Origin of the sequence: Citrobacter sp. MGH 55 (genome assembly GCF_016906145.1) — a bacterium.
In the GTDB taxonomy this organism is placed as follows: domain Bacteria; phylum Pseudomonadota; class Gammaproteobacteria; order Enterobacterales; family Enterobacteriaceae; genus Citrobacter_A; species Citrobacter_A amalonaticus.
This window is the reverse complement of sequence record NZ_CP070239.1, coordinates 3,570,161-3,587,561: the sequence shown is the minus strand read 5'-3', so window position 1 is coordinate 3,587,561 and position 17,401 is coordinate 3,570,161. Positions and strand designations below refer to the sequence as shown.

Here is a 17,401-nt window from a genome sequence, read left to right as displayed (position 1 = left end):
CAAAAGAGTCGGTCGGCGTAGACTAATGCCCTTGTTTAAGGAGTAAAAAATGCGCAAAGAGACACAACCTATCGATCGCGAAACGCTGTTGATTGAAGCCAACAAAATCATTCGTGAGCATGAAGATACGCTGGCGGGCATTGTTGCCACCGGTGTGACCCAGCGAAATGGGGTGTTGGTCTTCAGTGGGGATTACTTTTTAGACGAGCAAGGTTTACCCACGCCAAAGAGCACTGCCGTGTTCAATATGTTTAAACATCTGGCGCATGTACTTTCTGAAAAGTATCACCTGATTGATTAAAGCAAAAACGCGAGGCCTGAGAGCCCCGCGTTTTTCATTAATACCGTCTCCTACATCAACGGTTTTTGTCCGCGCTGCCACCAGCGCAGGAGCAGCCGATCGGCACTTTCCGCGGCACTGCCTGTCACCCGATCGACCAGTTTCTTCCGTTGCAGATAGCGAACGTTCAGCACCTCTCGTCCTTCCATCAGCCCAAGGATCACCTCGTCGCTGGTATTTATCTCATCAATGAGCCCTTTCTCCAGCGCCTGCTGTCCGTACCAGTGTTCACCCGTCGCAACCTGTTCAATGTCCAGAGTCGGACGCATACGATGGACAAAATCTTTAAACAGGTGATGGGTTTCGTTTAAATCCTCACGAAACTTCTGCCGCCCTTCTTCGGTGTTCTCACCCAGCAGCGTCAACGTCCGTTTGTACTGTCCGGCGGTATGCAACTCGATATCGATATCCTTGCCTTTCAGGAAACGGTTGAAGTTGGGGATCTGCGCAACCACGCCAATCGAACCGAGAATCGCGAAGGGTGCGGAGACAATTTTGTCCGCCACACAGGCCATCATGTAACCGCCACTCGCCGCGACTTTATCCACGGTCACGGTCAACGGGATCTTTTTATCGCGTAAGCGTTGCAGTTGTGATGCGGCAAGGCCGTAGCCGTGCACAACGCCCCCAGGGCTTTCCAGACGCACCACCACCTGGTCCTGCGGTTTCACCACCGCCAGTACGGCCGTCACCTCTTCACGCAGTGAACTGACCTCGTGGGCATCCATACTGCCTTTGAAATCCAGCACCCAGACGCGCGGTTTATCCGACGTGTCGCTGTCGCCCCGTTTGGCTTTTACTTTGGCGGCTTTCACTTCCTGCTTATGCTTTTTCTTTTGCGCTTTATGCCAGAGTTTCTGTTGATGGCTATCGAGAAGCGCCATCGCCAGTTCATCCTTCATTTCTTTATATTGTTCGCTGAGGTTGGTAACCCGCAGTTCGCCACGCTGGCGCTTACGTTGGGCAACATTCACGATAATGGTGGCAATCGCCGCGATAGCCAGCACAACGGTCACGATTTTTGCTAAAAACAAGCCATATTCAGACAACAATTCCACACGTCCCACCTTGGTTAAACAACTTAGCGTCGGCTCAGTGTACAACAGGTGTAATGCGTCGTCTCGCGGGATATGCGGATGGATAAAAGTATGACAAAGTGTTCATTTTAGGGCGTTATCGCCGTTGGCTGATTGAAATTGAGTCCTGTTTCAGGCATAAACCCGACACACCAACGAGAAGCAGAGCGACCAGGCATGTCGCCGAGGAGTCCCCATGCATTATCAACCGAAACAAGACCTCCTGCAGGATCGCATTATTCTGGTGACCGGCGCCAGCGACGGCATTGGCCGTGAAGCGGCCCTGACCTACGCTCGCTACGGCGCCAACGTCATTTTGCTCGGCCGTAATGATGAAAAATTGCGCCACGTCGCCGACAGCATTACCCAGCAAACGGACCGCCAGCCGCAGTGGTTTACACTCGATCTGTTAACCTGCACCGCTGATGACTGTCATCAACTGGCGCAGCGCATCGGCGGACAGTATCCACGACTGGACGGCGTCTTACACAATGCTGGTTTACTGGGTGACGTCTGTCCGATGATCGAGCAGGACCCGCAGGTCTGGCAACAGGTTATGCAGGTCAATGTCAATGCAACGTTTATGCTGACCCAGGCATTGCTTCCTTTATTACTTAAGTCAGATTCCGGATCGTTAGTCTTCACCTCCTCCAGCGTGGGCCAGCAGGGTCGTGCTAACTGGGGCGCCTACGCGGCCTCTAAATTTGCTACCGAAGGCATGATGCAGGTGCTAGCAGATGAGTACCAAAACCGTCCGCTGCGCGTAAATTGCATCAATCCGGGCGGCACCCGTACCGGGATGCGCGCCAACGCCTTTCCAACGGAAGATCCGCAAAAACTCAAAACACCCGCCGATATTATGCCGCTGTACCTGCGGCTAATGGGCGACGACAGCCGCCGCAAGACCGGTATGACCTTCGACGCCCAACCGGGCCGCAAACCAGGAATCGCCCAATGAGTGAAGAACGCTATCAACAACGCCAGCAGCGCGTGAAGGACCGGGTTGACGCCCGGGTAGCCCAGGCCCAGGACGAACGCGGCATCGTGATTGTCTTCACCGGCAACGGGAAAGGAAAAACCACCGCCGCCTTCGGCACCGCCACTCGCGCAGTGGGACACGGTAAAAAAGTCGGCGTGGTGCAGTTTATCAAGGGGACATGGCCCAACGGCGAGCGTAACCTGCTGGAGCCGCACGGCGTTGAATTTCAGGTGATGGCGACCGGGTTTACCTGGGAGACGCAAAACCGCGAAGCTGACACCGCAGCCTGTCTGGCTGTATGGGATCACGGCAAACGCATGCTTGCCGATCCGCAACTGGATATGGTGGTGCTGGACGAACTGACTTATATGGTGGCATACGACTATCTGCCGCTTGAAGAGGTGATTAACGCGCTGAATGCGCGCCCGTCTCACCAGACGGTGATCATCACCGGTCGCGGCTGCCATCGGGATATTCTCGAACTGGCCGATACCGTCAGTGAACTGCGACCGGTCAAACATGCCTTTGAGGCAGGGGTCAAAGCCCAGATGGGGATTGACTATTAAAAAAGGCCCCTTGGGGCCTTTTAGCAATTACGGGATAGCGGATTAACCGTTGTTATTACGACCGCCTGCACGGCGACCGCCGCTCACCTGGCTGTGACGCTTCACGGCACGGCGAATCTGATTTGCCTTCATGCGGCGACGATCTTTCTCTACCGCCACTTTCGAGGTGGTTTCCGGCTCCAGTTCCACCAGCTCACGCAGATAGTTGGTCTGGGCGAGATCCAGTTCCGTCCAGCCGCCGCGCGGCAGACCTTTCGGCAGCGGAATATCACCGTAGCGTACGCGAATCAGACGACTTACCTGCACGCCAACGGCTTCCCACAGCCGACGCACTTCACGGTTGCGCCCTTCGGTCAGGGTGACGTTGTACCACTGGTTGATCCCTTCACCACCGCTGAACTTGATGGTCTTGAACGCCGCCGGACCGTCTTCCAGCTGCACGCCACGGCTCAGATCGCGCAGTTTAGCATCGTCAACCTGGCCAAAGACGCGCACCGCGTATTCACGTTCAACTTCACGGCTCGGATGCATCAGGCGGTTTGCCAGTTCACCATCGGTAGTGAACAGCAGCAGACCGCAGGTATTGACGTCCAGACGCCCTACAGCAATCCAGCGAGCACCGCGCAGTTTCGGTAAGCGATCAAACACCGTAGGACGACCTTCCGGGTCGTTACGCGTGCACAGTTCACCTTCCGGCTTGTAATAGGCCAGAACGCGACAAATTTGTTCCGCCGACTCTTTCACCGAAATCAGGTGACCGTCGATACGAATTTTCAGGCCGGGAGTCACTTCAACGCGATCGCCCAGCGTGGCAATTTTGCCGTCTACACTGACGCGACCTGCTGCAATGATGGATTCAATTTCACGACGGGAGCCGTGGCCAGCGCGCGCCAGCACTTTCTGTAACTTTTCGCTCATAGAGCTTCCTTTAGCTGTCGCCTTCACAGGCGTCGAACAGGAGAATCAACGGCGCTTCTCAGCGCCATTTTAAGGCCGCGTAGTATACAGAGTTGCGTCCTTATAAGAAAGGTTTAACGTCTCCGACGCCTTCACGCAAGACAACCGGAGAATCATCGGTTAAATCAATCACCGTTGTGGGTTGCTGGCCCAGATAACCGCCATGAATAATCAGGTCCACCTGCTTTTCCAGTCGATCTTTAATTTCTTCCGGATCGGACTCGGTAAAATCACTGCCTGGCAGCATCAGCGAGGTAGAGAGCATCGGCTCGCCCAGCGTCTGCAATAGTTCGAGCGCGATTGGGTTCGACGGCACGCGCAGACCAATGGTCTTACGTTTTTCCTGCAACAACCGACGCGGTACCTCTTTCGTCCCCTTAAGGATGAAGGTGTAGTTGCCCGGCGTATTGTTCTTGATCAGGCGAAAAGCCACGTTGTCGACAAACGAATAGGTCGACAGTTCGGACAGATCGCGACACATCAGGGTGAAGTTATGTCCATCCGGCAACTGGCGAATACGGCAAATCCGTTCCATCGCGCCTTTGTCTTCAATTTTACAACCGAGCGCGTAGCCGGAGTCGGTTGGATACACAATCACCCCGCCCTTACGCACAATCTCAACCGCCTGGTTGATCAGGCGCTGCTGTGGGTTATCAGGATGAATATAAAAAAACTGGCTCATACTTCCCTCACTGTGGTGTTCTGTGGCTGCTCCCACGTCTGCCAGACGCCTTCAACGCCTGCCGGCAGCCAGAGCTTGCGACCCAACTCGATCCACGGGCAAGGTTGATGAAAATCAGATCCTTGCGATGCCCATAGCTGATGCTGGCGGGCGAGCGTAGCCAGTTGCGTGCGCTCATTCGGGGACTGTTGGCACTGCGCGACTTCCATCGCATCACCACGATGTTGCGCAAAATACGCCACCAGCCTTTTCAGCCACTTAGCGCTAAGATCATACCGCCCAGGATGGGCCAGTACCGCCTTACCGCCAGAATGATGAATGACATCAATAGCTTGTTCTATTGTACACCACTGTGGCGGAACGTATCCTGTTTTCCCGCGCGCGAGATACTTTTTAAACACATCCGCCATGGTGGTCGCTTTACCACACTCCACCAGATAACGGGCGAAATGGCCACGGGTCACCGCGCCGCCATCGGCCAGGCGCAATGCCCCTTCCCATGCGCCGGTGATGTGCGCTTTTTCCAGGCGGTCAGCGATGAGCCGTGCCCGCTGCTGTCGGCGTTCCGTCTGTTGCGCCAGAAACGCGCACATCGCCGGATTTTCAATATCAATGTTCAGACCCACAATATGGATTTCGTGGTTTTCCCAGACCGTGGAGATCTCAACGCCAGGGATCAAAGTCAGCTCAAGGCCAGAACGTGAAATTTCTTCGCTTGCCGCGGGGATCGCGGCTGTGGTGTCATGGTCGGTAATCGCCAGCGTGCCTACACGCATCTCGACGGCGCGGTGGACTAGCGCTTCTGGCGTCAGCCGGCCATCGGATGCTGTGGTGTGACTGTGCAGGTCATAAATCACTGCATAATTCGTGTCGCTCAAGGCGAACTCCCGTCTCTCAAAAATAGTCTTTCCTGCGCATCATAACGGTTCCGGCAAATTTACTGAAATCAGGTGTTGACAATAACCTATCGAACTAGTTAACTAGTACGAAAGTTCACAAGCAAAAGGGTATCGAAATGAAAGCAACGTTTGTTCTGCACGGTGGGTGGCGCACTTCCTGATTTCGGGCAGTGTATTTCGCGTGTAGATCGCCACCAGATACCCGGCCCGCCAACAGCGCGGGCTTTTTTTTGAACAAAATTAATGAGAATAACCATGCAGACATCAAAACCGACACTTGAACTCATTACCTGCGATGCCGCCTATCGCAAAAACCCGACGGAATTGTTCCACCAGGTTTGCGGCAATCGTCCGGCAACGCTGCTGCTGGAATCTGCGGATATCGACAGCAAAGACGACCTTAAAAGCCTGTTACTGGTGGATAGCGCGCTACGCATCACCGCTACCGGTGACACTGTCACTATTCAGGCCTTAACTGACAATGGCGCCGCACTGTTGACATTGCTCGATGCCGCCCTGCCCGCAGGCGTTGAAAATGAACGCCAGGACGCAGGTCGCGTGCTGCGTTTCCCGCCAGTCAGCCCATTATTAGACGAAGATGCACGCCTGTGCGCACTCTCGGTCTTTGACGCCTTCCGCCTGCTGCAGGGACTGGTGAACGTCCCGGCGCAAGAGCGCGAAGCGATGTTCTTTGGCGGTCTGTTTGCGTACGACCTGGTTGCCGGTTTTGAAGATTTACCACAGCTTGAGGCTGGCAACCGCTGCCCGGATTACTGTTTCTATCTGGCGGAAACGCTTGTGGTGATCGACCACCAGAAACAAAGCTCCCGCATTCAGGCCAGCCTGTTCAGCGACAATGACGCGGAAAAACAGCGTCTCACCGCACGTCTGGCGCGTCTGAGCCAGCAGCTGACGGAACCTGCGCCGCCGTTGCCGGTCGTTTCCGTGCCACAAATGCGCTGTGAATGTAATCAGAGCGATGAAGAATTTGGCGCGGTCGTTCGCTCAATGCAGAAAGCGATCCGCGCCGGGGAAATTTTTCAGGTGGTCCCGTCCCGCCGCTTCTCACTGCCCTGCCCGTCACCGCTGGCGGCCTATTACGTGCTGAAGAAGAGCAACCCTAGCCCGTACATGTTCTTTATGCAGGACAACGATTTCACCTTGTTTGGTGCGTCGCCGGAAAGTTCACTGAAATACGATGCCACCAGCCGCCAGATTGAAATTTACCCGATTGCCGGTACGCGTCCTCGTGGTCGTCACGCCGACGGAACGTTAGATCGCGACCTCGACAGCCGTATTGAACTGGAGATGCGCACCGACCATAAAGAGCTTTCCGAGCATCTGATGCTGGTTGACCTGGCGCGTAACGATCTCGCCCGAATCTGTACGCCAGGCAGTCGGTACGTGGCAGACCTGACGAAAGTTGACCGTTATTCTCACGTTATGCACCTGGTCTCTCGCGTCGTCGGCGAATTACGCCACGATCTCGATGTCCTGCACGCCTACCGCGCCTGCATGAACATGGGCACGCTGAGCGGGGCACCGAAAGTGCGGGCAATGCAGTTGATTGCCGAAGCCGAGGGCCGTCGACGCGGCAGCTACGGCGGTGCAGTCGGTTACTTCACCGCGCACGGCGATCTGGATACCTGCATTGTGATTCGCTCCGCGCTGGTGGAAGACGGTATCGCCACCGTCCAGGCGGGCGCCGGTATTGTGCTCGATTCTGTTCCCCAGTCAGAAGCCGACGAAACCCGTAACAAAGCGCGCGCGGTCCTGCGTGCCATTGCCACCGCGCACCACGCACAGGAGACTTTCTGATGGCTGACATTCTGCTGCTCGACAACATCGACTCATTCACCTATAACCTGGCAGATCAGCTGCGTACCAACGGTCATAACGTGGTGATTTACCGTAACCATATTCCGGCTCAGACTCTGATTGAGCGTCTGGCCACCATGAAGAACCCGGTTCTGGTGCTGTCTCCAGGCCCTGGCGTACCCAGTGAAGCAGGCTGCATGCCGGAACTGCTGACCCGTCTGCGCGGCAAGCTGCCAATTATCGGTATCTGCCTGGGCCATCAGGCGATTGTCGAAGCCTACGGCGGCTACGTCGGACAGGCCGGCGAGATCCTGCACGGTAAGGCATCCAGCATTGAACACGATGGACAGGCTATGTTTGCCGGTCTGACGAATCCGCTGCCGGTTGCCCGCTATCACTCTCTGATCGGTAGCAATATCCCCGCCGGCCTGACCATCAACGCCCATTTTAACGGCATGGTGATGGCGGTTCGTCATGATGCCGATCGCGTGTGCGGCTTACAGTTCCACCCGGAATCCATTCTGACCACCCAGGGTGCACGTCTGCTTGAGCAGACGCTGGCCTGGGCGCAGCAGAAGCTGGAGCCGACCAATACCTTGCAGCCGATCCTCGAAAGACTGTATCAGGCACAGACCCTGAGCCAGCAGGAAAGCCACCAGTTGTTCTCCGCCGTGGTACGCGGTGAACTGAAACCGGAACAGCTGGCTGCCGCGCTGGTCAGCATGAAGATTCGCGGCGAGCATCCGAATGAGATTGCCGGTGCGGCAACCGCCTTACTGGAAAACGCTGCGCCGTTCCCCCGCCCTGATTATCTGTTCGCCGATATCGTCGGCACCGGCGGCGACGGCAGTAACAGCATTAATATTTCTACCGCCAGCGCATTTGTCGCGGCGGCATGCGGCCTGAAGGTGGCAAAACACGGCAACCGCAGCGTTTCCAGTAAATCCGGCTCATCAGACCTGCTGGCCGCCTTCGGTATCAATCTCGATATGAATGCCGACCGATCGCGTCAGGCGCTGGACGAACTGGGCGTTTGCTTCCTGTTTGCCCCGAAATATCACACCGGTTTCCGTCATGCGATGCCGGTACGCCAGCAGTTGAAGACCCGTACGCTGTTCAACGTACTGGGGCCGCTGATTAACCCGGCGCATCCGCCGCTGGCGCTGATTGGCGTTTATAGCCCTGAACTGGTTTTGCCGATTGCCGAAACCCTGCGCGTGCTGGGTTACCAGCGTGCCGCGGTCGTACACAGCGGCGGAATGGATGAAGTCTCTCTGCATGCGCCGACCATTGTGGCGGAGCTACATAACGGCGAGATCAAAAGCTATCAGCTGACGGCAGATGACTTTGGCCTGACCCCTTACCACCAGGAACAACTGGCAGGCGGTACGCCGGAAGAAAACCGTGACATTCTGACACGCTTACTACAAGGTAAAGGTGACGCCGCCCATGAGGCAGCCGTTGCCGCAAACGTCGCAATGTTAATGCGACTGCATGGTGAAGAAGATCTCAAGGCTAATGCGCAAACCGTTCTCGAGGTCTTGCACAGTGGTTCCGCTTATGACCGAGTCACCGCTCTGGCGGCAAGAGGGTAAATGATGCAAACCGTTTTAGCGAAAATCGTCGCAGACAAGGCGATTTGGGTGGAAGCCCGCAAACAGCAACAACCGTTGGCCAGTTTTCAAAACGATGTCCAGCCCAGCTCGCGTCACTTTTATGACGCCTTACAGGGCGCGCGTACGGCTTTTATTCTGGAGTGTAAGAAAGCCTCCCCGTCTAAAGGCGTGATCCGCGATGATTTCGACCCGGCGCGGATTGCCGGGGTGTATAAACATTACGCCTCCGCCATTTCCGTTCTGACGGATGAGAAGTACTTCCAGGGCAGTTTTGATTTCCTGCCGATCGTGAGCCGCATCGCGCCGCAGCCGATTTTGTGTAAGGACTTTATTATCGACCCTTACCAGATTTACCTTGCGCGCCACTATCAGGCCGACGCCTGTCTGCTGATGCTTTCGGTCCTCGACGACGAGCAGTATCGCCAGCTTTCTGCCGTGGCGCACAGCCTCAAAATGGGCGTGCTGACAGAAGTCAGTAATGAAGACGAACTGGAGCGCGCCATTGCGCTTGGCGCGAAAGTGGTCGGGATTAACAACCGCGACCTGCGCGACCTGTCGATTGACTTAAATCGGACGCGCCAACTGGCGCCGAAACTGGGCCAGGGTGTGACGGTGATTAGCGAATCGGGGATCAACACCTACGCTCAGGTTCGCGAGTTGAGCCATTTTGCCAATGGTTTCCTGATTGGTTCCGCACTCATGGCGCATGACGATCTTAACGCCGCCGTACGCCGTGTTCTGCTGGGCGAGAATAAGGTCTGTGGCCTGACGCGTCCAGAAGATGCCAAAGCCGCCTGCGAGTCTGGCGCGATCTATGGTGGACTGATTTTTGTCCCTTCATCACCTCGTTTTGTCAATATTGAACAGGCCCGCGAAGTGCAGTCCGCCGCCCCGCTACAGTATGTTGGCGTATTCCGCAATCACGACATCGCCGACGTCTGTGAAAAAGCAACACAGCTTTCGCTGACAGCCGTACAGCTGCATGGCCGCGAAGATCAGGCGTATGTTGATGCGCTACGCGCCGCGCTGCCTGAAAACGTACAGATCTGGAAAGCGCTGAGCGTCGGTGACACTCTCCCGGCCCGCGATTATCAGCATGTCGACAAATACGTGCTGGATAACGGCCAGGGCGGCAGCGGTCAGCGTTTTGACTGGTCGTTACTGCAAGGACAATCGCTGGATAACGTATTGCTGGCAGGCGGTCTTGGCGCGGATAACTGCGTTGAGGCGGCTAAAACCGGCTGTGCCGGTCTCGATTTTAATTCAGGTGTAGAGTCACAGCCGGGCATCAAAGATGCACGCCTTCTGGCCTCGGTATTTCAGACACTGCGCGCATATTAAGGAAAAGGACATGACAACATTACTCAATCCCTATTTTGGTGAATTCGGTGGCATGTATGTGCCGCAGATTCTGATGCCTGCTCTGCGTCAACTGGAAGACGCGTTTGTCAGTGCGCAAAAAGATCCCGAGTTTCAGGCCCAGTTTACCGACCTGTTGAAAAACTACGCAGGGCGTCCCACCGCGTTGACCAAATGTCAGAACATCACCGCCGGGACCAATACCACGCTGTACCTGAAACGTGAAGATCTGCTGCACGGCGGCGCGCATAAAACCAACCAGGTGTTAGGTCAGGCATTGCTGGCAAAACGCATGGGTAAAACCGAGATTATTGCGGAAACGGGCGCGGGCCAGCACGGGGTAGCTTCGGCGCTCGCCAGCGCCCTGCTCGGCCTGAAATGCCGTATCTACATGGGGGCGAAAGACGTTGAGCGCCAGTCACCAAACGTCTTCCGTATGCGTCTGATGGGTGCGGAAGTGATTCCGGTTCACAGCGGTTCAGCCACGCTGAAAGACGCCTGTAACGAGGCGCTGCGTGACTGGTCTGGTAGCTACGACACCGCGCACTACATGCTCGGCACCGCTGCTGGCCCGCACCCGTTCCCGACCATCGTGCGTGAATTCCAGCGCATGATCGGCGAAGAAACCAAAGCGCAGATCCTCGAAAAAGAGGGGCGCCTGCCGGACGCGGTGATCGCCTGCGTGGGCGGCGGTTCCAACGCCATCGGGATGTTTGCCGATTTTATTAATGAGCCAAACGTTGGGCTGATTGGTGTAGAACCGGGTGGTCACGGGATTGAAACCGGTGAACACGGTGCGCCGTTGAAGCACGGTCGCGTCGGGATCTATTTTGGTATGAAAGCGCCAATGATGCAGACCGATGAGGGACAGATCGAGGAGTCCTACTCCGTCTCTGCAGGTCTGGATTTCCCGTCCGTCGGCCCACAGCATGCGTACCTGAACAGCATTGGTCGTGCCGACTACGTGTCGATCACCGATGATGAAGCGCTGGACGCCTTTAAAACGCTCTGTCTGCACGAGGGCATTATCCCGGCGCTCGAGTCGTCACACGCCCTGGCCCACGCGCTGAAAATGATGCGTGAGAATCCGGAGAAAGCGCAACTGCTGGTGGTTAACCTTTCCGGTCGTGGGGACAAAGACATTTTCACCGTACACGATATTCTGAAAGCGCGAGGGGAAATCTGATGGAACGCTATGAAAGTTTGTTTGCACAACTAAACGATCGCAAGGAAGGTGCCTTTGTTCCCTTCGTGACCCTCGGCGACCCTGGCGTTGAACAGTCGCTGAAGATTATCGATGCCCTGATTGAGGCAGGTGCAGATGCGCTGGAGTTAGGGATCCCTTTCTCCGATCCGCTCGCTGATGGCCCGACCATTCAGAGCGCCACGCTGCGCGCGTTTGCCGCTGGCGTCACGCCGACCCGCTGTTTTGAGATGCTGGCCGCCATTCGCGAAAAACATCCGACCATTCCCATTGGTCTGTTGATGTACGCGAATCTGGTATTCAGCAAAGGTATTGACGCGTTTTATGCCAAATGTGCCGAGGTCGGCGTGGATTCGGTTCTGGTCGCCGACGTGCCGGTGGAAGAGTCCGCGCCATTCCGTCAGGCGGCGCTGCGCCACAACGTTGCGCCGATTTTCATCTGCCCGCCCAATGCCGATGATGATCTGCTGCGCCAGATCGCCTCTTATGGCCGGGGTTATACTTATCTGCTGTCTCGCGCAGGGGTGACGGGCGCAGAAAACCGCGCTGCGCTGCCTTTGCATCATCTGGTAGAGAAACTGAAAGAGTACAACGCCGCGCCTGCTTTGCAGGGCTTTGGCATCTCGGCACCGGAGCAGGTGTCTGCCGCCATTGACGCCGGCGCCGCTGGCGCGATCTCCGGTTCCGCGATCGTCAAAATCATTGAGAAAAATGTCGAGCAGCCTGATCAGATGCTCGCAGAACTCAAATCATTCGTCAGCAGATTAAAAGCCGCTACCCGTCAGTAATACCCAAAGACCGCCAGTCTCGCGCTGGCGGTCCCATTATTTAGCCTGCTTCATTTTGTACATCTCGCCATCTGCATACTGAATGGCATCATCAATGCCCTCAGTCACTTCGGCTACGCCCCATGAGATGGAAAGCGGCACCTGCGTCTCCTTCACGAGAAACTGATACTCATTGATTTGCTGGGTGATACGTTCCGCGATGGCGACCGCATCGCTCGTTTTCGCCTTATACAGCACAATCACGAACTCATCTCCCCCGGTGCGAATCACCAGATCGTCACTGGTGCGGGTATTGGACAACATCCGGTTGGCAATAATCTGTAGCGCTCTGTCCCCAGCAACGTGTCCCCAGGTGTCGTTAATTGCTTTGAATTTATTGCAATCAACCAACACCACCGAACTGTCAGAGAGATCCCGCCGCTTGATGATGTCGAGAATTTTACGGTTGAAACAGCCCGTCAACGAGTCGATGTAGACTTTCAGATCGCTCTCATTTAGCCAGGATTTTAACCCCATCATGATCAGTACAAAGAAGAACGGCGCCATCAGGATCAGCAACCCCGCCTGGGTGTCATGCATCGCAAACCCACTGAGCGAGATAGCGTAGTGAATGACATATTTCTCAGAGAGCACTTTGAAGGCAATTTCCGGACGCTTTTTACATTCCCCCCACAGACAAAGCGACTGCTGATTCAAAGTATTCACCAGCGAAACGTTCAGCCCATGCGGCACCTGTCCATCAAAGGCGTCGCGTAATGCCTCCTGAAGTTCCGGCTTCGCATGATCGTAAACCAGATAGCCAAGGATATGGTCGGAAATCTCAGTACGCGAGAGGTCATAAATATAACTCACGACGCTAAAGGCTTTCTCATCCGTGATTTTATCGTTATAAAAATCCGTGGAGCTTAAGGCCTTCGTTTTGACACTCTTTTCCAACAGGCGGGTATAAAAATCGACGGGAGGTAAAAAGAAGTCGGAGATATTCTGCGCCATTTGCGACGTACGATAATTAAACGCTTTGGTGTCAGTCGGCGTAAACCAGTAAAAATAGCTCGCATCCTCGGCAATAACGTAGCGATGAGCATCGAAATTTCCGGGGTTAAGCGCATTCACCCTACCGCGAATAAACTCAGCGGCGGTATACATGCACAGTGCGTTCAACGTCGGTTCACGCGCCACCATCGCGCCCGATGCGGAGTGAATGCGTTTCCTGTCGGCGTTAATTCCCCAGACCCTACCACGAGGGAGAAATAGCGACATGGCACCACACTGATCGGCGGCTTTGATCTGCCGGTAGCGCACGCCGGTCGCATCCGCGATCATTTCATTATCATTGAAGATATCAAGCATCCGCGTTTGCAGGCGGTTCATTCCTTCATTGACTGCTGCCAGTCGCTGCTCATAAATAATAAACAAGAAAAGTGATGTAAATAGCAGCGTGGTTAGCGCTGAAATAATAAGTGCCTGTCTGTTTCTTAAACTGTCCTGCACGATTTTCACTAAGGCACCCTGAGCATCAACACGCAGTTAACACTACGTTATTCGATTTTAAGAAGGCAGTACAGGTCTCACGGGAGAATCTCGCCCTTCTGTCAGACGACTTGTGAGTAGAACCGCCCCGCTACAAATAATTTTAGTCTACCTGCGCCGCTTTACGTGGTGCGCAAACACTCAGCGTTAGCCTGTCATCAGGCTGAAAGCGCGGTTTTGATGCCTGCGTCCTCTGGGTTGTAGCACAGATCTGCGACCAGGAATATTCTTAAAGAGACAGTCTTATGATTATTTACAATGTCAACCCATCCACATAAATGTAAATTTACGTCAATTACATTAACAGTATTAATATAACCACACATTATGATACCCTGCGTTATTAATAGAAAAGTGAATTATAAGGCGTTAAGTCGCTCATTTCTAAAGGGCAGCATTATTATTTTCTGATGGCTGTACCACATTATATTTCCCCCACGTGACAAATTCGTAACAATTTGACTATCCCGGGATAGCGACTAATTTTAGAAAGGTACCGACACTGGTCACAAATTAACAATTATGTTTACCAACGAAACAGGAGAAATAACATGGCCGAACATCGTGGTGGTTCTGGAAATTTCGCCGAGAATCGTGAGAAAGCATCAGAAGCGGGCCGTAAAGGTGGCCAACATAGCGGCGGTAATTTTAAAAATGATCCGCAACGTGCTTCTGAAGCAGGTAAAAAAGGCGGCCAAAACAGCCGTGGCGGAAATAAATCCGACAAATCGTAGACATCCTTTTGTTTTATAATTTTTAAGATTTATCGTTTACAAACACTGCGAGTCTTTCGACTCGCAGTATCATCCCAGGAGAATAGAGATGAATATTAAAACTGTTGAAGATGTTTTTATCCACCTGCTTTCAGACACCTACAGCGCAGAAAAACAATTGACTCGGGCATTATCGAAATTAGCCAGAGCCGCTTCCAGTGAAAAATTAAGCCAGGCATTTCAGGCACACCTTGAAGAGACACAGGGGCAAATTGAACGTATTGATCAGATCGTTGAATCCGAAGCGGGTATTAAAGTAAAACGCATGAAGTGCGTGGCGATGGAAGGTCTGATCGAAGAGGCCAACGAGGTCATTGAGAGCACCGAGAAAAACGAAGTGCGTGACGCTGCACTTATTGCCGCCGCACAGAAAGTTGAACACTATGAGATTGCCAGCTACGGCACTCTTGCCACTCTCGCAGAGCAACTGGGCTATCGCAAAGCAGTGAAACTGCTGAATGAAACCCTGGAAGAAGAGAAAGCAACCGATATTAAACTGACCGATTTAGCCATCGGCAACGTGAATCAGAAAGCGCAAAATAAATCCTGAATTATTTTTATCCTGGTTATTAAATATCCGCTTTTAATTAATTCATTCCCAGAGGACATTACAAATGAATGCTATCGAACATTATCATGACTGGCTTCGTGACGCCCATGCTATGGAAAAACAAGCCGAATCGATGCTGGAATCCATGGCGGGTCGTATCGATAACTATCCTGATCTACGCTCGAGAATTGAGCAACATATTAGCGAAACCAAACATCAAATTACGATTCTGGAAGAGATCCTCGACCGCAATAATATCTCACGTTCTGTCATTAAAGATTCCATGAGTAAAATGGCGGCGCTGGGACAATCCATTGGTGGTATTTTTCCATCTGATGAAATCGTAAAAGGTTCGATCAGCGGTTATGTTTTTGAACAATTCGAAATTGCCTGCTATACCTCCCTGCTTGCTGCGGCGCAAAAAGCAGGCGATACCGCCTCAATTCCGGCTATTGAATCTATTCTCAATGAAGAGAAACAAATGGCTGACTGGCTGATTAAGCATATTCCGCAAACGACGGAACAATTTTTACTGCGCTCGGAAACTGACGGCGTAGAAGCCAAAAAATAACAAATACATCAGGAGGCATAATGTTTCGACACGTTAAGCAACTTCAATATACGGTGCGAGTCAGCGAGCCTAACCCTGGTTTAGCGAATCTTTTGCTTGAGCAATTTGGCGGCCCACAGGGCGAACTGGCTGCGGCATGTCGTTACTTCACTCAGGGCCTGGGTGATGATGATGCTGGACGCAAAGAGATGCTGATGGACATTGCGACCGAAGAACTGAGTCACCTTGAAATCATCGGCTCCCTTGTCGGGATGCTGAATAAAGGGGCCAAAGGCGCATTGGCAGAGGGGACGGAAAATGAAGCCGAACTGTACCGATCCTTAACGGCAAATGGGAATGACAGCCATATCACCTCGCTGCTGTATGGCGGCGGTCCGGCCCTCACTAACTCCGCCGGTGTGCCCTGGACTGCGGCGTATATCGATACGATTGGCGAAGTGACAGCCGATTTACGCTCCAATATCGCGGCTGAAGCACGCGCTAAAATCATCTACGAACGTCTGATCAACGTAACGGACGATCCCGGTGTTAAGGATGCACTGGCATTTTTGATGACGCGCGAAGCGGCACACCAGCTCTCCTTTGAAAAGGCGCTCTACTCTATTCGGAATAATTTTCCGCCGGGCAAATTGCCGCCGGTCGAGCAATACACGAATGTGTATTACAACATGTCGCAAGGCGACGATCCGCGTGGAAGCTGGAACAGCGATGACTATTTCGATTATGTTGCCGATCCGCAGCCTGCCGTGGATGGCGGAGATGGCCTGGCGACCGTCAAACTGACCAAAGAGCAACAGGCGATGGTCAAAGCCATGGCGAAAAGGACCCAGTCCGATCCGAACGCAGACCCATTAACCGGCGCTGAGCTGGGCGATGGCGAACCAAAGGACAAAGCATAAGCAAGTACAACGATAAAACCGTGTGTGTCATGTCCCTGTTGACCCCGTAAATACGGGGTCTTTTTTTAAGCCAATCAGAAACGGTAACCGGCAGAGAACATAAATACCCACGGGTCGAGACGAATGTTGTCGTTGTAACGACCTTCCGGCAGTACGGCGCCGTTGGATTTATATTTGGCTTCGGTATCAATATCCATGTACCACACCGACATGTTGATCAGCCAGTCGCGGTTGATGAGATAATCCAGACCGACTTGCCCTGCCACACCCCACGAGTCTTTCAGACTAAGATCGGACAGCCCTGCATTCTGACCATCATCATTGAATTTCGTGTCGAAAAAGGTGGTGTAGTTAACGCCTGCGCCAACATAAGGACGCAGTTTGCTGCTGGAATCACCGAAATACCACTGCGCCATCAGAGTTGGCGGCAGGTGATGAACGGTGGCGATATCACCGGTCGCCTGCGTGCCTACTTTATGGCGGAATGGCGTTGCCGCCAGAAGTTCAACACCGATGTTATCGGTCGCCATATAAGTGAATGTCAAACCTAACTGCGTGTTGTTACTGACATTAAAGCCGCCTAAATGGCCTAACGTGCCGTCTGCACCTTCCGACGGTCTTACTGTCGCCGAACCGGCACGAATAAAGAACTCACCAGCTTCATGCGCGTAAACGCTGCCAGAGAGGAGAGTACTTACTGCCAATGCCGCCACTGTTAATTTTTTCATATCCGCTCCATCGTTATGGTTATAAATGCGTCACGAATATACCTACATTGAAGTAATAAGTGATCT

Annotated in this window: 18 protein-coding genes and 1 other annotated feature; of the genes, 12 read left to right on the top strand and 6 right to left on the bottom strand. The window is 53.6% G+C overall.

The features are described 5' to 3' along the window. Positions 1-49 precede the first annotated feature (49 nt). The gene (locus tag JTI98_RS14650) at positions 50-301 is read left to right on the top strand and encodes a YciN family protein (RefSeq protein ID WP_042318668.1); all 252 of its coding nucleotides are present in this window, start codon (positions 50-52) and stop codon (positions 299-301) included. A gap of 50 nt (positions 302-351) precedes the next feature. Here JTI98_RS14650 and sohB read toward each other — a convergent pair whose 3' ends face one another. Continuing rightward, entirely contained in the window at positions 352-1,398 is a 1,047-nt protein-coding gene (gene sohB, locus JTI98_RS14645; protein WP_216081422.1) for a protease SohB, read from the bottom strand. A gap of 214 nt (positions 1,399-1,612) precedes the next feature. Between sohB and JTI98_RS14640 the strand changes: the two genes are divergently transcribed. Together JTI98_RS14640 and cobO are read left to right on the top strand one after the other, a co-directional pair. Continuing rightward, positions 1,613-2,374: a YciK family oxidoreductase gene (locus JTI98_RS14640; protein ID WP_216081421.1), complete on the top strand. Its 762-nt coding sequence runs from the start codon at positions 1,613-1,615 to the stop codon at positions 2,372-2,374. Further along, positions 2,371-2,961 carry a cob(I)yrinic acid a,c-diamide adenosyltransferase gene (gene cobO / locus JTI98_RS14635; RefSeq protein ID WP_044257724.1) on the top strand — a complete coding sequence of 197 codons (591 nt, stop codon included), beginning with the start codon at positions 2,371-2,373 and terminating at the stop codon, positions 2,959-2,961. Before JTI98_RS14640 ends, cobO begins: the two co-directional genes overlap by 4 nt. A 42-nt stretch (positions 2,962-3,003) precedes the next feature. On the opposite strand, the gene rluB is transcribed toward cobO, so the two are convergent. From rluB to rnm, 3 genes are all read right to left on the bottom strand, one after another. After that, entirely contained in the window at positions 3,004-3,879 is an 876-nt protein-coding gene (rluB, locus tag JTI98_RS14630; RefSeq protein WP_043000531.1) for a 23S rRNA pseudouridine(2605) synthase RluB, read from the bottom strand. Between the two features lie 100 nt (positions 3,880-3,979). Further along, positions 3,980-4,600, bottom strand: coding sequence for an L-threonylcarbamoyladenylate synthase (locus tag JTI98_RS14625; RefSeq protein ID WP_043000530.1), 621 nt, complete (start codon positions 4,598-4,600; stop codon positions 3,980-3,982). Next, a complete protein-coding gene (gene rnm, locus JTI98_RS14620) occupies positions 4,597-5,478 on the bottom strand; it encodes an RNase AM (protein ID WP_043000529.1) in 882 nt (293 codons plus the stop codon). Before rnm ends, JTI98_RS14625 begins: the two co-directional genes overlap by 4 nt. 158 nt (positions 5,479-5,636) lie before the next feature. Next, positions 5,637-5,731 (top strand) — a sequence feature (Trp leader region). A gap of 23 nt (positions 5,732-5,754) precedes the next feature. On the opposite strand from rnm, the gene JTI98_RS14615 reads away from it, so the two are divergent. From JTI98_RS14615 to trpA, 5 genes are read left to right on the top strand one after another with little or no spacing between them, the layout of a single operon-like run. Further along, the gene (locus JTI98_RS14615; protein ID WP_216081420.1) at positions 5,755-7,317 is read left to right on the top strand and encodes an anthranilate synthase component 1; all 1,563 of its coding nucleotides are present in this window, start codon (positions 5,755-5,757) and stop codon (positions 7,315-7,317) included. Then, positions 7,317-8,912 carry a bifunctional anthranilate synthase glutamate amidotransferase component TrpG/anthranilate phosphoribosyltransferase TrpD gene (gene trpD, locus JTI98_RS14610; protein WP_058588135.1) on the top strand — a complete coding sequence of 532 codons (1,596 nt, stop codon included), beginning with the start codon at positions 7,317-7,319 and terminating at the stop codon, positions 8,910-8,912. Before JTI98_RS14615 ends, trpD begins: the two co-directional genes overlap by 1 nt. 3 nt (positions 8,913-8,915) lie before the next feature. Then, positions 8,916-10,274: a bifunctional indole-3-glycerol-phosphate synthase TrpC/phosphoribosylanthranilate isomerase TrpF gene (trpCF, locus tag JTI98_RS14605; protein ID WP_044267225.1), complete on the top strand. Its 1,359-nt coding sequence runs from the start codon at positions 8,916-8,918 to the stop codon at positions 10,272-10,274. Between the two features lie 10 nt (positions 10,275-10,284). After that, complete coding sequence (trpB, locus tag JTI98_RS14600; RefSeq protein ID WP_044257721.1) at positions 10,285-11,478, top strand: tryptophan synthase subunit beta; 1,194 nt, start codon at positions 10,285-10,287, stop codon at positions 11,476-11,478. Further along, the gene (trpA, locus tag JTI98_RS14595; RefSeq protein ID WP_044327870.1) at positions 11,478-12,284 is read left to right on the top strand and encodes a tryptophan synthase subunit alpha; all 807 of its coding nucleotides are present in this window, start codon (positions 11,478-11,480) and stop codon (positions 12,282-12,284) included. Before trpB ends, trpA begins: the two co-directional genes overlap by 1 nt. A gap of 36 nt (positions 12,285-12,320) precedes the next feature. On the opposite strand, the gene JTI98_RS14590 is transcribed toward trpA, so the two are convergent. Then, positions 12,321-13,784, bottom strand: coding sequence for a GGDEF domain-containing protein (locus JTI98_RS14590; protein WP_043000524.1), 1,464 nt, complete (start codon positions 13,782-13,784; stop codon positions 12,321-12,323). 581 nt (positions 13,785-14,365) lie between these two features. Here JTI98_RS14590 and JTI98_RS14585 point away from each other — a divergent pair. The 4 genes from JTI98_RS14585 to JTI98_RS14570 all read left to right on the top strand — a co-directional run bounded on the left by JTI98_RS14585 (position 14,366) and on the right by JTI98_RS14570 (position 16,607). Then, the gene (locus JTI98_RS14585; RefSeq protein WP_044257720.1) at positions 14,366-14,548 is read left to right on the top strand and encodes a general stress protein; all 183 of its coding nucleotides are present in this window, start codon (positions 14,366-14,368) and stop codon (positions 14,546-14,548) included. An 88-nt stretch (positions 14,549-14,636) separates the two neighbouring features. Further along, positions 14,637-15,137 carry a ferritin-like domain-containing protein gene (locus tag JTI98_RS14580; RefSeq protein ID WP_216081419.1) on the top strand — a complete coding sequence of 167 codons (501 nt, stop codon included), beginning with the start codon at positions 14,637-14,639 and terminating at the stop codon, positions 15,135-15,137. A gap of 64 nt (positions 15,138-15,201) precedes the next feature. Then, a complete protein-coding gene (locus tag JTI98_RS14575; RefSeq protein ID WP_043000521.1) occupies positions 15,202-15,708 on the top strand; it encodes a ferritin-like domain-containing protein in 507 nt (168 codons plus the stop codon). Positions 15,709-15,728: 20 nt separating this feature from the next. Continuing rightward, positions 15,729-16,607: a manganese catalase family protein gene (locus JTI98_RS14570; RefSeq protein WP_044267184.1), complete on the top strand. Its 879-nt coding sequence runs from the start codon at positions 15,729-15,731 to the stop codon at positions 16,605-16,607. 74 nt (positions 16,608-16,681) lie between these two features. Here JTI98_RS14570 and ompW read toward each other — a convergent pair whose 3' ends face one another. Continuing rightward, the gene (gene ompW / locus JTI98_RS14565; RefSeq protein ID WP_044327868.1) at positions 16,682-17,335 is read right to left on the bottom strand and encodes an outer membrane protein OmpW; all 654 of its coding nucleotides are present in this window, start codon (positions 17,333-17,335) and stop codon (positions 16,682-16,684) included. Between the last annotated feature and the right edge of the window lie 66 nt (positions 17,336-17,401).